The 12484-nt window shown below is 66.7% G+C and carries 13 protein-coding genes; 8 read left to right on the top strand and 5 right to left on the bottom strand.

The features are described from left to right. Positions 1-253 precede the first annotated feature (253 nt). The 4 genes from M0R89_RS03045 to M0R89_RS03030 all read left to right on the top strand — a co-directional run bounded on the left by M0R89_RS03045 (position 254) and on the right by M0R89_RS03030 (position 5062). Positions 254-961 (top strand): hypothetical protein, encoded by a 708-nt coding sequence (locus M0R89_RS03045; RefSeq protein WP_248651095.1) that lies wholly within the window; start codon positions 254-256, stop codon positions 959-961. An 87-nt stretch (positions 962-1048) separates the two neighbouring features. Then, positions 1049-1831: a hypothetical protein gene (locus M0R89_RS03040; protein WP_248651094.1), complete on the top strand. Its 783-nt coding sequence runs from the start codon at positions 1049-1051 to the stop codon at positions 1829-1831. Between the two features lie 258 nt (positions 1832-2089). After that, positions 2090-3433 carry a Trk system potassium transporter TrkA gene (gene trkA / locus M0R89_RS03035; protein ID WP_248651093.1) on the top strand — a complete coding sequence of 448 codons (1344 nt, stop codon included), beginning with the start codon at positions 2090-2092 and terminating at the stop codon, positions 3431-3433. A gap of 99 nt (positions 3434-3532) precedes the next feature. Further along, the gene (locus M0R89_RS03030; protein WP_248651092.1) at positions 3533-5062 is read left to right on the top strand and encodes a TrkH family potassium uptake protein; all 1530 of its coding nucleotides are present in this window, start codon (positions 3533-3535) and stop codon (positions 5060-5062) included. An 88-nt stretch (positions 5063-5150) separates the two neighbouring features. On the opposite strand, the gene M0R89_RS03025 is transcribed toward M0R89_RS03030, so the two are convergent. Further along, on the bottom strand, positions 5151-5807 hold the full coding sequence (locus M0R89_RS03025) for a helix-turn-helix domain-containing protein (RefSeq protein WP_248651091.1): 657 nt from the start codon (positions 5805-5807) through the stop codon (positions 5151-5153). A gap of 137 nt (positions 5808-5944) precedes the next feature. Beyond that, a complete protein-coding gene (locus M0R89_RS03020) occupies positions 5945-6595 on the bottom strand; it encodes a helix-turn-helix domain-containing protein (protein ID WP_248651090.1) in 651 nt (216 codons plus the stop codon). A gap of 94 nt (positions 6596-6689) precedes the next feature. On the opposite strand from M0R89_RS03020, the gene M0R89_RS03015 reads away from it, so the two are divergent. Continuing rightward, entirely contained in the window at positions 6690-6920 is a 231-nt protein-coding gene (locus M0R89_RS03015; protein WP_248651089.1) for an Lrp/AsnC ligand binding domain-containing protein, read from the top strand. 30 nt (positions 6921-6950) lie between these two features. On the opposite strand, the gene M0R89_RS03010 is transcribed toward M0R89_RS03015, so the two are convergent. After that, on the bottom strand, positions 6951-7352 hold the full coding sequence (locus M0R89_RS03010; protein ID WP_248651088.1) for a hypothetical protein: 402 nt from the start codon (positions 7350-7352) through the stop codon (positions 6951-6953). 45 nt (positions 7353-7397) lie between these two features. Further along, on the bottom strand, positions 7398-7865 hold the full coding sequence (locus tag M0R89_RS03005) for a DUF7975 family protein (protein WP_248651087.1): 468 nt from the start codon (positions 7863-7865) through the stop codon (positions 7398-7400). Positions 7866-8081: 216 nt separating this feature from the next. On the opposite strand from M0R89_RS03005, the gene M0R89_RS03000 reads away from it, so the two are divergent. Beyond that, positions 8082-9485 carry an NAD(P)/FAD-dependent oxidoreductase gene (locus M0R89_RS03000; protein ID WP_248651086.1) on the top strand — a complete coding sequence of 468 codons (1404 nt, stop codon included), beginning with the start codon at positions 8082-8084 and terminating at the stop codon, positions 9483-9485. A 181-nt stretch (positions 9486-9666) separates the two neighbouring features. Continuing rightward, on the top strand, positions 9667-10431 hold the full coding sequence (locus tag M0R89_RS02995) for a hypothetical protein (protein WP_248651085.1): 765 nt from the start codon (positions 9667-9669) through the stop codon (positions 10429-10431). A gap of 102 nt (positions 10432-10533) precedes the next feature. Here the strand turns inward: M0R89_RS02995 and M0R89_RS02990 are convergent, their stop codons facing one another. Continuing rightward, complete coding sequence (locus M0R89_RS02990; RefSeq protein WP_248651084.1) at positions 10534-11127, bottom strand: DUF6149 family protein; 594 nt, start codon at positions 11125-11127, stop codon at positions 10534-10536. Between the two features lie 105 nt (positions 11128-11232). Here M0R89_RS02990 and M0R89_RS02985 point away from each other — a divergent pair, with 105 nt between their 5' ends. Then, positions 11233-12474, top strand: a complete 1242-nt coding sequence (locus M0R89_RS02985) for an NAD(P)/FAD-dependent oxidoreductase (protein ID WP_248651083.1) — start codon at positions 11233-11235, stop codon at positions 12472-12474. The last annotated feature ends 10 nt before the right edge of the window (positions 12475-12484 follow it).

Genomic DNA, 12484 nt, shown 5'->3' with positions numbered 1-12484 from the left:
GCCAACGTCTTCGACACGGACTTGACTTAGCGTCGCTCCCCGGGCCGCCCGACAGCGACGGAAATCGACCGACCGGGACGGAAATTGAACGTGTCGCGCGGACCATCTCGACTTGATTCCCGAAACGGCGGGTTTCTCGCGCGAACTTCGGTGAATCTGGGTTAACTCGCCCGCAAGGCGACCGAATCCGACTTGAGGAGCGTCCGGGTTGATACCGGTCGCGCTCCAGAGATTGGACCGGGGTGTGCGAGCAATGACCAACCGACCGAGCGGCGGAGAACCGACGCCCGAGCAGGGCGGAGAATCGACCTCCGAGAGGGACGGACAACCGACGCCGGAGCGAGACGGCGACCGACGGACGGCCTCGGCCGGGAGCCTCGACCGTCGGACGCTGTTGAAGGGGACGGCGGCCGCGGGCCTCGCGGGTGCCGGGGTCGCCGGGATCGCGGGCGCGACCGGGTGGCGCGAAATCACCTTCTGCGCGGCGGGCGAGGAGACGTTCTCCTACGAGGTCAGCGTCAGCGGCCGAGTGAAGCGCGGCGGGACCTACGAGACCGACGACTGGGACGAACTCGTGGACGGGAACACCGGTCGCGGTGCGGTGAGCGACGGCCGGTGCGACAGTTGGCTGTTCACCGGCGACCCGACCGACCTGCAACTCGACGGGCCGGGGAAGGTGTTCGTGGACGGCGAACTCTTCGAGGACACGACGGGAGACGAGCCGAAACTGCCGAACACCGTCACGATTCGAGCGCGGGGCGAGACGGTCGAGTACAAGTTCCGCGTGAGCGGCCGCGTCGAGAAGGGCGACCTCGCGGACGAGAGCGACGACATCGACGGCAACGCAGTTCGGGGCGCGGTCGGCGGCGAGGCGCGCGACGACTTCCGGTACTCGGGGTCGCTCGCGTTCGACCGCGCCGACGGGCCGCTCGAAGTGACGCTTCACCTCGGCGGTGACTGAGACCGTGACTCGGAGTCGCTGTTCGCCGCCGGACCGACGGGAGAATCGGGAAGTAGACATAAACCGGTGGGCGTCGTGTCAGTCGTCATGAACCGGGAGCGACGGGCGGTCCTCCGATGGACGGCCGCCGCGGCGGTGGGTGCGGTCGGGAGCGGGGCGGTCGTCGAGAGCGGGGCGGCCGAGGGCAGCGAATCGAACGCGCGAGGCGCGAACGACGCGACTCCGGCGGTCGAGGCGGCGCTCCAGCAGGTGAACACGGAGCTTCCGCCGGGGGTCACGCTGTTCGACCTCAACGGCGACGGGTCGTACACCGCGACGGTCGAGAGCGGGTCGGCCGTGGGGGACGACTCTCATCCGAACCCGATTCACGTCACGTCGAGCGGTAACTCGACGGTCGATTACGCGGCGTCGATAGTCGCGCCGAGCGCCGAACCGACGCTGGGGAGTCTGAGCGGCCTCCGCTACGACTACTACGAGGGTCCGAACAACGTCAACCCGGACGAGTCGAGCGGCGGCCTCGCGCCCGACGAGACGTTTCTGGTGGTCGAGAACGCCGACGGGCGACACGGGATGTACCTGACGAGCGACGACGGGAGCGACCCGCCGAGCGAGTCGTGGCGGACCTTCGACGTGGCCGCCCGTCTCGCGGGCGGCAACTGGTTCGAGTACACCGACCTCGAATCGGGCTACGACGGCCGGAACTTCGGCGACGTGGTCGCGCGCTTCGGCGCGGACGCCCGCCTCGTCCGAGTCGGCGTCGGCCACGGCGACGCCGTGAACCCGGCGACGCTGGACGTGTACTACGACAATCTCGTGGTGAACGGCGAGACGCTTCGGCTTCCGACCTCGGTCGCCAAGCGGGTCGCGTAGACGGGCCAAGGCGAGCGAGCGGGGTCTCGCAGTCGGTCCCTCGGGTGACGCTCCGGACCGTCTCGACCGGACCACACCGCAGGCGATTGCCGATACACAACTACATGTTTCTAATACCGATAAAGAGATACGCGAAATGTTTCCGTAGCTGTCTCGCCGCCCGTGCGACTCGCCCGGAATCTGCCGGCACACGTCTCCGAATGAAAATAGTGATACGGTGGGCCTCGTAAAAACGGGCAAGAATGAGGGAGGCTACTGATGCACGTCATCATCATCGGCGCGGGTGAGGTCGGTTCCTCCATCGCGGCGAGTCTGGCGGACGCTCACGAGGTCGTCGTCGTGGACGTAGACGGCGAGCGAGTGGACGCGCTGACCTACTCGCTCGACGTTCTCGCCATCGAGGGCGACGGCACCTCGCTCGCCACTCTTCGGGAGGCGGGCGTCGAACGGGCCGACATGATAATCGCTAGCACGAACGACGACGAGACGAATCTGGTCGCCTGCGGGACGGCCAAGACCGTCGACGACCCGTTCACCATCGCGCGGGTCAAGAACGTCGACTACCTCGAAACGTGGCAGCACGCCGAGAACCGGCAGGCGTTCGGCGTCGACTTCATGGTCTGTACGAACCTGCTGACCGCCGAGGACATCGTTCGCGTCATCGGCCTCCCCGCGGCCCGCGACGTGGACCCGTTCGCGGGCGGTCGGGTCCAGATGGCGGAGTTCGAGGTCGGCACGGAGAGTCCGCTCGCCGACCAGACGGTCCGAGAGGCCGACCGGTTCGACTCGCTGACGTTCGCCGCTCTCATCCGGAACGGCGACGTGGAGATTCCGGGCGGCGAGACGGTCATCAGGGCCGACGACAAGGTCGTCGTCATCGGGAGTCCGGGGAGCGTGCAGGCGTTCGCCCGCGAAATCGCGCCCGGCGAGACGCCCTCCCGGAACGAGGACTTGGTCATCATCGGCGGGAGCGAAATCGGCTACCACACCGCCAGACTCCTCGAAGAGCGGGGTCTCCACCCGCGACTCGTCGAGCAGGACCCCGAGCGCGCTCGGACCCTCGCCGAGGAGTTGCCCGACACGGTCGTCATGGAGAACGACCCGACCGACGCCGAGTTCCTCGCGCGCGAACACGTCGACGAGGCCGACGCCGTCGTCGCGGCCCTCGACAGCGACGAGCGGAACCTGCTGGTCTCGGTGCTGGCCAAGCAACTCGGCGCGCGCCGGACCGTCGCGGTGGTCGAGAGCGGCGAGTACGTGGACGTCTTCGAGACGGTCGGCGTGGACGTGGGCGTCAACCCCCGGGAGGTCACCGCCGAGGAGATAACCCGGTTCACGCGCGAACTCCACACCGAGAACGTCGCGCTCATCGAGAACGACAGGGCGGAGGTCCTCGAAGTCGAGGTGGACGCCGACTCGATTCTGGTCGGCCGACCCATCAGCGAGGCGGTCGCCGACCTGCCCGAGGAGTTCGTCGTCGGGGCCATCACCCGCGACGAGGAGTTCGTCGTTCCGCGGGGCGACACCGTCATCGAACCGGGCGACCACGTCGTGGCGTTCGTCGGCCGAGACGCGCTCGAAGTAGTCTCCGAACGGCTATGATGGGGGCGCGGGCGTAGCCATGGCGCGACGAGCGAGTCGGCGACGGGTCGAGCGACGCCGAATCGAGCCACGACGGGTCGAACGGCAGGTGGGTCGTCGATGAACCTGCGCGTCGATTGGCGGGCGAGTACCAGCCTCGTCGGCACCGTCGTCAAGTGGCTGGCGGTGGCGATGGCGTTCCCGTTCGCGCTGGCGGTCTTCTACGGCGACGGCGTGACGACGTTCGCCGCGTCGATGGCGCTGGCGGTCGGGGTCGGTTGGGGTCTCGAACGGTTGGACGACGACCCCGACCTCGGGGCCCGCGAGGGGTTCCTGATGGTCGCGCTGACGTGGCTCGCGGTGTCGATAATCGGGGCCGCGCCCTACGTCATCGCGGGCGAGGGAACGGTCGGCCAACCGGTCAACGCCCTGTTCGAGTCGATGAGCGGCTTCACGACCACGGGAGCGACCGTCATGGGGAACATCGGCTTCGAGAAGCACTCGCGGGCGCTAATGATGTGGCGCCAGCAGACCCAGTGGCTCGGCGGCATGGGTATCGTCGTGCTGGCGGTCGCCATCCTGCCGGAACTCACGGTCGGCGGCGCGCAACTGATGGACGCCGAGGCTCCCGGGCCGGGCATCACGAAGCTCACGCCCCGCATCGCCGAGACCGCCCGGGCGCTCTGGAAGCTGTACATCGCCATCACCGCGCTCGAAGTCGTCCTGCTGTTCGGTCTCCACCTCTCGGGGGTCGCACCGAACATGACCCCGTACCAGGCGGTCGCCCACGGACTGACGACGATGCCGACCGGCGGGTTCTCCCCGGCCGCCCGGAGCATCGAATACTTCTCGGCGGCCGTCCAGTGGCTCATCATCCCGTTCATGGTCGCGGCGGGCACCAACTTCGCGCTGTTCTGGCACGCGTTCAACGGCGAAATCGAGGCGTTCGGCGAGGACAACGAGTTCCGGTTCTACGTCGGCGTGCTGGCGGTCTTCTCCGCGATAGTCGCAGTTCTGCTGTTCACCGGCGAAGGGATGGCCGAGACGCCGACTATCGGCCCGCTCGCCGGCAATCTGGAGAAGTCGGTCCGCCACGCGGTGTTTCAGGTCGTCTCGCTCGTCACCACGACGGGGTACGCCAGCATGGACTTCAACACGTGGGGAAGTCCGGCCCAGTACGTGCTGTTCGTCATCCTGTTCGTCGGCGGGTCGGCGGGGTCGACCGGCGGGGCGGTCAAAATCGTGCGCTGGCTGGTCATCCTCCGGTCGGTCAAGCGCGAACTGTTCACCACGGTCCACCCCGAGGCGGTCCGGCCGGTCCGACTCGGCGGCCGGGCGCTTGACGAGCGCGCGGTCCGGGGCATCTACGCGTTCACCCTGCTGTACCTGCTCATCTTCTTCGCCGCCACGATGCTGGTCTACTTCGACGCGGCCCGCGTCGGACTCGACTTAGTCGCGCTCGACGCGATGAGCGCGGTCGCGGCGACCCTCGGCAACGTCGGACCGGGGTTCGGAATCGTCGGTCCGATGAACAGCTACATCCCGTTCCCGTCGACGACGAAGCTATTCATGGTGTTCCTGATGTGGATCGGGCGACTCGAAATCCTGCCGGTGCTGGTCCTGCTGACCCCGGCGTACTGGCGGTCCTGAACCCCCGCGTCGGCGCTCCTCGAATCGCCCGCACGTCTCGGTGCCGCTCGACTCCGTTTCGTTCGTCTCAGTCTTGCTCGACTGGGTTTCACTCGCTCCGCTCGCCGAACAGGTCCGCGACCAGCAGTTCGTGACCCCGGCGGAGTCGCTCGGAGACCGCCTGCCGAGAGATGCCGAGGCGCTCGCCGACGCGCCGGAGGTCCACCGCTCGCGGAATCTCGTAGTAGCCCATGTCGAACGCGGCGTCGAGCGCCCGTCGCTGTTTGTCGGTCAATCCGGTGTCCACCGTCGGGGCGTCGTTCGACCCGTACAGGCGCGTAATCGTCGCGTCGAACTCGCTGGTGAACTCGTCGTCGAACGCCTCGGCCACGTCGTCGCTGTCCGCGAACCGCAACTGCATGCGCCAGACGCCGTCTTCGGCGGTCGCGCGGAGTATCGTGCCGCCGCGCTCGAATATCGTGTCGGCGAACCGGCAGATGGGCTCCTCGAACCGGAGTTCGAGGAGTTCGGCGTCGCCGTCCCCGCCGAGTCGGTGGACCTCCGTGACGGTCGAGTCCTCCCGGAGCAGGTCGGCGGGACGGTCGTCCTCGACCCCCGAAATCCACGCGGACACGGTGTCGCGTCCGTCGGGGCCGCCGACCGTCTGCTCCAACTGGACCGTGGCGTCCGGCGCGCGCTCGAAGGTCTCGGCCAGCGCGAGCGTCGACGCCGGAACCTCGATTTCGAATGCGGTGACTACCCCCATCGTTCCGTAGACACACCCACCCGTGTCGGGCGACCCCTCGTCGTAACTACGCGTCGTTCCTGTGGCGGCGCTCTCATCGCCCCGGTAGTTGACAGAACGCCGGTGTAAGGGCACGGCATTAATATTAATGCAACCTATTAGCGGGACCGGTCGCGGCCGTCGATTAACAGCGTGTTTCGGACCAGCGCGTCGTGCGCGCGCCGGAGTCGCTGGGAGACCGAGTTCGCCGAGATGTCGAGTTCGTCGGCGATGTCCTCGGCCGTCGCCCCGCGCGGGACGGAGAAGTACCCCAGTTCCGAGGCCACCACCAGCGTCTCGCGCTGGTGGGGCGTCAGGCCGAACTCGCCCTGTCTGGGTTCCTCGGGCCGGTACTTCCGGTGGAGTTCGAAGTTCGACTCGAAGTGGTCGCGGAACGACGAGAGGTGTTGCTCGTCGGAGAACCGGAGTTTGAGGAACCACTCGCGGTCCGCGACCGCCTCTTGAACGATGGCGTGGCGGTCCACCATCGAGTCCACCAGCGACTGGACGGGGTCGGCCCACTCTATCATGAACAACGCGCCCCCGTCGAGTCGGTCGAGCGTCGCCACGTCGGCGACCGTCTCGTCGTCGGCCAGCGCCGACTCGAACGCGTCGAGGTCGCCGCCCGACGCCCACACGAACGGCATCACCCACTCCCTGCTGTGGGTCGCGAGGCGTTCGACTTCGATTCGAATCTCCGGAACCGCCGCGAGCGCGTCTGCGAGTGCGAAATCGTCGGCCGGAACCGAGAACTCCGCGACGAGACTCATGGGTCCGAGTTCCACCTCCCGACGGAAACCTCGTGTGGCAGGCGCCCCTCGCCGCCGGCACCAACGCTTTCGTGGCGGTCGTCGTATCCGGGGTATGGTTCGCGCGTACACCGCCATCATCACGGGGACGGGAGCGTCGGAGGACGTGGTCGGGGAAATTCGGGACCTGTCGGGCGTCACGGAGGCCCACATCGTCGCCGGGGACTTCGACGTCATCGCCGAAATCGAGGCCGAGACGGTTCGGGACTTGCAGAAGATAGTCACCGCGGGGATACACGAAGTCGAGAGCGTGGGGACGACCCGGACGTACATCCAGATGGACTGAGAAGCGTCGACCGGCGCGTCGAGCGACCGCTCAGGCGTCGAGCGAGATGAACGACACGTCGCGCTCGGACATGTACTCCCGGAAGTCGTCCACGACCGTCGGCAGAACGGGGAGGATGCCGCGCTTGAAGGCGGCGACCACCACCTCGTCGTCCACGAACCCGGTGAACAGAATCTTCGTGTCGGCGACCTTGATTATCTGGTTGACGTTGTCGGCACCCATCAGTTGCTCGTAGCTCTCGCTGGCCACGAGTTCGAGGAGTTCGGACTCGACCTCGCGCTGGCGGCGGTCCGTCCAGTCGAGGTCGTCGCGGAGGTGGAGGACTTCGACCTCGTCGCGGTCACCGTCGTCGGGGTCCGTGCGGGCGAAGTATCGGAGTCTCTCGCCCGCATGGTTTAGCGTAATCGCGCACATGTCCTCGGCGATACTCATTGGTGACTAAAGACCGACCTTGAAAAATAAAGCTGTTGGAGGGGCCTACACCGCAGTGACCCACGCCCGGAACGATTCGGGTCGGTCGTACACCTCGCGAAAGACGCGCTCGACGCACTGAGCCACCCGGTTGGGGTCGGCCAGCGCGGACACCCGGACGTTGACGCCCTCGGCCTCCTCCGGGCGGGTGAGGTCGTCTATCTTGAACGCCGGGAACTCCCCGAGCAGCGACTTGAGGTCGTCCAACTCGTCGTCGGTGCAGTCGAGGTTGAGCGTTCCGTCGCCGAACTGAATCCACGGCGGGGCCTGTTCGGCGTCGTCGCCGGTTTCGGGGTCGGCGTCGTCGCTCCCGGTTTCCGCGCTGTCGGTCGCTCCGTCCTCGTCGTCCGCCCCGGACGCGTCGGCGTCGGCCTCGAACGTGACGAACGGGCTCGCGCGCTCGCGGTGGGCGACAATGCCGTCCGCGAACAGTTTCTGGCGCTCCTCGGCGGCCGCGGCGTCGAATCGAGTCATACGCCGGGGTACGAGACGGGGCGGAAAAAGGGTGCCTGAACGTGGCCGGGCGGTAGTTGCGGGCGGGAGCGGATGTTCGCGTCCGCGTTGGTTTCTGTGGGAGTAGTCCGACTCCGAGGAACGGTTGTGGTTTCCGAAACGGGCGGGACGTGTCCATCGACCGACAATCCGGCGGCTTCAACAAGACCTTTGCCGGGTCGCGGCGAAAGGAGTGGTATGAAAGGTGTCGTCGGAGGGGGAATCGCGGGGCTCGCGACCGCCTACCGCCTCCAGCAGCACGGCCACGACGTGCAGGTATTCGAAGCCAGCGATCAGGTCGGCGGTCTCGCGGCGGTCTACGAGACCGCGGGCGACCCCATCGAGAAGTTCTACCACCACCTCTCGGCGACCGAGGAGACCATCGTGGACCTCATCGAGGAGTTGGGGTTGGAAGACGACCTGCAGTGGCCCATCGGGAAGAACGCCTACTACACCGACGGGACGGTGTATCCCATGGACAAGCCGTGGGAGATTCTGGCGTTCCCACCCCTGAGCGTCTACGACAAGTTCCGACTCGGGATGCTCACGCTCGACGTGGACGTGCGCGGCGGCATCCCGAAGTTCGACACGTACGAGAGCCTCGAGAAGTTCGACGACCAGTCGGTCGAGGAGTTCGCCGTCGACCACACGACTCGGAACGTCTACGAGAACTTCTTCGACCCGCTGCTCGATGGGAAGTTCGGCGACCGCAAGCACGACGTGAGCGCGGCGTGGCTGCTCGGCCGCATCAAGTTCCGCGGCGAGCGCGACATTCTGAAGGGCGAACCGCTCGGGTACCTCGAAGGCGGGTTCGGCCGCCTGCTCGACGCGCTGGTCGAAGCGGTCGGCGAGGAGAACATCACGACGAACGCCCGCGTGACCGACCTCGACCTCGACGACGGCGAGGTCAGCGAGATGACCGTCGCCGTCGAAGACCCCGGAACCGCCGCTGCGGAGGGCAAAGCCGCCGAAGCCGACGGCGGCGTCGAGACGGCCGCGACCGGCACCGCTACCGAGACGCACGAAGTGGACGACGTGGTGGTCGCGGCGATGCCGAACGTCCTCGAAGACCTCTGCGGCTACGAATGCGATATCGACTTCCAAGGCGCGGTCTGCGCGCTCGTGACGATGGACGAGCAACTGACCGACACCTACTGGCTCAACATCGGCGACGAAGCGCCGTTCGGCGCACTCGTAGAACACACCAACTACATGCCGCCCGAGAACTACGGCGGCGACCACCTGCTGTACGTCGCCAGCTACATTCAGGACTACGAGGAGGACCTCTGGCAGATGGACGAAGACGAGGTTCGGGACCTCTGGCTCGGCCACGTCGAGGAGATGTTCCCCGAGTGGGACCGCTCGCACGTGACGGAGTTCCGACTCGCGAAGAACCCCCGCGCGGCACCCATCTACGAGCGGGGCTACCTCGACATGGTGATTCCCTACGACCTCTCCGAAGAGGTCGCGGACGGACTCTACTACGCCGGGATGGCGAGTCGCGCCCAGTACCCCGAGCGAAGTCTGAACGGCGGCATCGTCGCGGGCTACGAGTGCGCGGACCGAATCGCGGGCCGAAAGCGGGTCGTCAGTCCGGAGTAGGTCCCGACCGGTGCCCCGCCGGCGGACGGAGTCGTTCGGAGGTAAACGGTCCTGCGGGCCGGCGGGGTCGGCGACTGGCGCGAACGTTCCAAGCGGAATCGGCCGAGAAGAACCGCCACGCCGCCGGAATGGCCCAGAATACTTTTCCGCGATTTTCACGTATCGTTACCCGGGGAGAACAATGAGCCGCATTCTATCACAGGAGACCCAAGAAGGGGGAGCGAAACGAACCGACAGTCGCCGAAGTAGTTCGTTGATGGAGGCGTTCGAGGTGATGATGGAGGAGTCGGAGTCCGGAGGCTCGTCCGGGTCCGAGGGCGTCGTTCGGCCGTTCCTGCTCGTGGACCTCCGCGCAGTCTTCGATTGGGCGAGGAGGGGCCGCGGCGGGATGCCCAGCGCCGTCGAGAGCGCCGCCGAGCAGACGCTCAAATCGGCGACGAAAGACGCGATGAAGAAGGGCGTCGGAGACAGCAGTAGCGGACGCATCGAAAGCGGTCGAGGGAGCAGCGGACGCGCCGAGGGTCGCGGAGGCGGCGGAAGCGGACGCGGCGCCCTCACGAAGCTGTTCCTCGTCGGCGCGGTCGTGGGACTCGGCTACGTGCTGCGAAAGCGCTCCGGGTCGGTCGGCGAGGCCGTCGACAAAGCGACCGACCGCGCCCGAGAGGTCGCCGAAGAGACCGAGATGCGCTCGGGCGAAGTCGCCCAGCGGACCGAGTCGGCCACCGGTGAGGCGGCCGACCGGATTCAGGAGACCGGCGAGGCGGTCACCGACCAGGCCGCCGACCGAGTGCGTGAAGGCGGGGAGATGGCGGCCGACCGCGTCCAAGAGGGCGGAGAGATGGCCTCCGAGGAAATCGAAGAGGCCGCCGACACCGCGGAGGAGGCCGAGGAGAAGGCCGAAGACAAAGTGGACGAGGCGTCGAGCGACGACGAGAGCGAGCAGTGACGACCCGCTCGCGGTAATCGAGACGAGACCGTCCCGTCGCCGTAATCGACGCGAAGCCGATTTTTCCGGATTCACCGAACGTCGCGGAACGAGTAGCTACCGCTACGCTTCGGCGTCCTCGTCACTGACGCCGGGCGCGTCCGTCACGCTCACGTCCGCGGGTTCGTCCTGACCGCCGACGTGGACGTTGCCCTCCTCGTCTTCGACGTACACGTCGTCGGCGAACCCGCCCTCGGCGTAGGGGTGTTCGGGTTCATCCAACTTCTCGGGCGTCGAGGGCGCGTCCGGGATGCCGCCCGCCGGCGCGAACTCTCCGAGCGGGTCTTCGATGGCGATGCCGTGGCGCTCGAAGAACTCCCGGTAGCGGTCGTAGTGGTCGTCGAGTTCGTCGCTCGGGAACTCCATCATCTCGGTCCAGCCGTGGTTGTAGAAGTCGAAGTTGGCCTGAATGTGGGTGATTTCGCGGGCCTCGGCCTCGGGCGCGCCCTGCTGGAGCGCCGCGAGGTAGGTGTCCATCGTCGCGTCGAAGAAGGCGTCGAGGCGCTCCTCGCGGTCGTCGCGGTGGGTCTCGTCGGCCTTCTCGAGGAAGATGCGCGTGTGGAGGTCCACGAGCTTCGACTTCACGAGGTCGGAGACGACCGGGAGTTCCAGCGCCTTCCGCGAAGCGAAGTGGCGGACGTTCTGGTTTATCTTCATCGTGCGGCGGTTGGGACGCGACGCCCAAAAGTTCGTCTGTTCGTGAGCCTCTCGCACGATTTGGAGATAGCAACCCACTTTAACCCCGAAGATGAAGATTCGGCCATGAGCGAGTCGTACGTGATAATCGGTGACGGGATTGCGGGTAGTTCCGCTGCGGAGACCATCCGCGAGGAGGACCCGGAAGCCGACGTATCCGTCATCACAGACGAAGGTGAGGCGCTGTACAACCGCATCCTCATCAAAGAATTCGCCAAAGGAAAACTCCCCGAAGCGCCCATCTCCATCCACGAAGAGGACTGGTACGCCGAGCGGGACATCGACCTCGAACTCAACACGTTCGTGACGAGCGTGGACCCCGACGCTCACGAGGTCCACACCCACGACAGCGGCACGTTCGAGTACGACAAACTGCTGGTCGCGACGGGCGGGACGCCGACTCAGCTTCCGGTGGACAACAGCGACGCCGAGGGCATCCACCACTTCTGGACGTTCCAGGACGCCCGGAAGATTCAGGAACACGCCGACGAGGCCGACACCGGCGTCGTCGTCGGCGCGGGCCTGCTGGGCATCGACCTCGCGGCGGTCTGTGCCGCCCAAGAGGTCGACGCCAAGTACATCATGCGGGGCAACCGCTGGTGGCGCTACGGCCTGAGTCTCGACGGCGCGGAGATCATCCACGACGCCCTTGAAGAGAAGGGCGTCGAACCGGTCCTCGAAAGCGGCGTCGAGGGCTTCGAGACCGACGACGACGGTCACGTCGTCTCGACCATCGACGCCAACGGCGAGGAGTACGACAGCGACTTCGTGGGCGTCGCCATCGGCCTCAACTTCAACACCGAGTACCTCCAGGGCGCGGGCATCGAGGAGGACAGCGGCATCGTCGTGGACGAGTACATGCAGACCAGCGTCGAGGACATCTACGCGGCCGGTGACATCACCCGGTACTACGACACCATCCTCGACGAGTACGCCCAGAACGGGTCGTGGGGCAGCGCGAAAGAGCAGGGCCAAGTCGCCGCGAAGAACATGGTCGCAGACGGCGAGGAGGAGGCGTTCCGCTGGGTGTCGTCGTACTCCATCACCCACTTCGACTTCCCGTTCCTCAGCTTCGGCTTCCCGACGCTGGGCGACGACGAGTGCGAGCGCAAGTACAGCGACACCGAGTGGCGGCGACTCGCCTTCAAAGACGGCAAACTCATCGGCGGCGTCCTCATCGGCGACATCGCTCCGCAGGGCCGCTACAAGGACCTCATCCGGCAGGAGGCCGAAGTCGCCGACCAGAAGGAGATTCTGCTGGAGAAGGACTTCGACCCCGAAGAGCTGGCGATTGCGCAGGAACAGTAACCCCGACCGA

The organism is Halorussus limi (assembly GCF_023238205.1).
Taxonomy (GTDB): Archaea; Halobacteriota; Halobacteria; order Halobacteriales; family Haladaptataceae; genus Halorussus; species Halorussus limi.
This window is presented reverse-complemented; position numbering and strand designations above follow the sequence as displayed.